This is a genomic window from Acetobacter sp. (genome assembly GCF_047721705.1).
Classification (GTDB): domain Bacteria; phylum Pseudomonadota; class Alphaproteobacteria; order Acetobacterales; family Acetobacteraceae; genus Acetobacter.
Genome location: NZ_JBDNXK010000175.1, coordinates 1 through 2350, shown reverse-complemented (window position 1 = coordinate 2350; position 2350 = coordinate 1). Strand labels below are relative to the sequence as shown.

At 62.1% G+C, this 2350-nt stretch carries 1 protein-coding gene and 2 pseudogenes; all 3 read right to left on the bottom strand.

The genetic code is table 11. From position 1 onward, the window contains the following. Positions 1-200, bottom strand: a pseudogene (locus ABF824_RS16245) (P-type conjugative transfer protein TrbL); the annotation flags it as partial. Positions 201-205: 5 nt separating this feature from the next. Then, positions 206-1009: a P-type conjugative transfer protein TrbJ gene (trbJ, locus tag ABF824_RS16240; protein WP_415489988.1), complete on the bottom strand. Its 804-nt coding sequence runs from the start codon at positions 1007-1009 to the stop codon at positions 206-208. Next, a pseudogene (locus ABF824_RS16235) lies at positions 1006-2350 on the bottom strand (conjugal transfer protein TrbE); the annotation flags it as partial. The pseudogene ABF824_RS16235 and the gene trbJ, both read right to left, overlap by 4 nt.

Below are 2350 nucleotides of genomic sequence, written 5' to 3'. Positions count from 1 at the left end.
AGCGTCTTCTTCACCAGACGCTGGATGATGTCCTCATCCGCCGCCCAGGCCCAGAAGAGTCCGGCCAGCGCGATATCGAGCACGGACAACGACCCTGCCAGTGAAACGACGTTTCCTTTCAGCAGGCCGAAGCCGCTGTCGATCGTCGTGGTGAAGGTATTCAGAAAATTGTCGATAACGCCGACATCGTTCGTCGCCATGGCCTTCAGTTCCCGCTGCCGCCGAACATGGACACCGTGCTCGGCACATAGGCGTCATGCTGCGAGAAATGCTGATACTGCGCGTCACTTTCCGCTTCCGTTGCAGCATCACGTGCCTGTTGCATAGCCGTGGCGCGGCCGTTCGCGGCCAGTTCGGCCTGGATGTCGGACAACTGGTGCGATTGCAGGGCCATAAGCTGATTGCCCGCCTGTGCCGCCTGCAACGCTCCGGTGGAAGTCTGGCTGGCAGAGACAAGCTGGGTCATGGCAGAGCTATCGGTCGGGATATTTCCGACCACCCGCGCCTGAAGCTTCAGGGCGTCCTCGAACCCGCCCACGGAATTCTGCCATCGGGTCTGCGCCTGGCTGAACAGGGCACCGTCGGACATGCCCGAGGACACCGACGTATACGCCTGCTGATACTGCTGCTCGACCGACTGGACGCTGTAGGCGATGTTCTGCGCCTGCGCGAGCAGTGCCGTGGTCTGTGAAATCGTCGATTGCAGTGTCGACAATGTCGAGAGCGGCAAGCTCGCCAGATTGCGGCCCTGATTGACCAGCATCTGCGCCTGATTGGCGAGCGACGTGATCTGGTTGTCGATTTGCTGGAGCGTCCGGGCCGCGATCAGCACATTCTCGACGTGGTTCGCGCCGTCATACACCGCCCATTGCGCATGGGCCGGACGCAAGGGAAAGAACGTCCCGCCAACTGCCAGCATTGCAGAGGTAAGAAGGACACCCCGGCGGAAATGCTTTTCGCTCGCACGACCGAAAAATTCAGCCCAAGGCCGGAAAGATTTTTCCGTCATGGCACGCCCTCCGATCCGCGATCGTCACGCAGAAGATCGGCCGCCCACATGACACCACGCGCTTCGAACCACACGGGGAGAAAACCATCCCGACCATGTTCCGCCAGCACGCTGTCGATCAGTCGATGATCGTCCTTGCCGGACGCGGCACACAACGCCAGCGCCACCGGGCCGAGGCCCAGTTCGAACAGGCGGTTGCCGCGTTGCGTCTGGCAGTAATATTCCCGCTTGGACGCCGCGCGGGCGATAATCGCGATCTGCCGGTCGTTCAGCCCGAAATCCCGATAGAGCGCCATGATCTGTGGCTCGATCGCCCGCTCGTTGGGCAGGAAGATGCGCGTGGGGCAGCTTTCCACCACCGCCGGGGCGATCGGCGAATTGGCAATATCCGACAGGGACTGGGTCGCGAAGATGACGCTGGCGTTCTTCTTGCGCAGCGTTTTCAGCCATTCCCGGAGCTGGCCGGCAAAATCACCGTCATCCAGCACCAGCCACCCCTCATCGATCACCAGCAGGGTCGGACGGCCATCCAGACGGCCTTCGATGCGGTGGAAGAGGTAGGACAGCACGGAAGAGGCAGCCCCGGAGCCGATCAGACCTTCGGTTTCGAACACCACGACGTCGGCGCCACCTACGCGCTCGCTATCAGCGTCGAGCAGGCGGCCGTAAGGGCCACCGAGGCAGTATGGGGCCAACGCCTGCTTCAGGGCGTTGGACTGGAGGAGTGCTACCAGACCGGACAACGTCCGTTCACCAATGGGTGACGATGCAAGGGAATTCAGGGCCGACCAAAGGTGAGACTTCACATCCGGGGTCAGCGTTACCCCCTCTCCAACAAGGATCTGGCCGAGCCATTCGCTGGCCCATTTGCGCTCATCGGGATCATCAATCCGCGCCAGAGGCTGGAGCGAGACACTACCTTCCTGTTCTCCCGACAGATCAGCGTCTGTCAGCCCACCGCCAAGGTCATGCCAGTCGCCTCCCATTGCCAGCGTCGCCACCCGCATGGAACCACCAAAATCAAAGGCGAAGATCTGCGATCCCGCATATCGACGAAACTGGAGTGCCATCAGCGCCAGCAGGACGGACTTGCCCGCTCCCGTCGGTCCCGCGATCAGCGTGTGACCGACATCCCCGACATGCAGGGAAAACCGGAATGGTGTCGCACCCGCCGTTTTGCCATAGAACAGCGGCGCGGCCCTGAAATGCCCATCCTGCTCCGGCCCCGCCCACACGGCGGAGAGCGGAATCATGTGCGCGAGGTTCAACGTCGAAACCGGTGGCTGCCGCACATTGGCGTAGACATGCCCCGGCAGAGATCCCAGCCACGCCTCCACCGCG

What these genes read in the sequence shown, in the direction of transcription:
- trbJ (WP_415489988.1), bottom strand. Translation starts at nt 1,009, where the DNA reads ATGACGGAAAAATCTTTCCGGCCTTGGGCTGAATTTTTCGGTCGTGCG.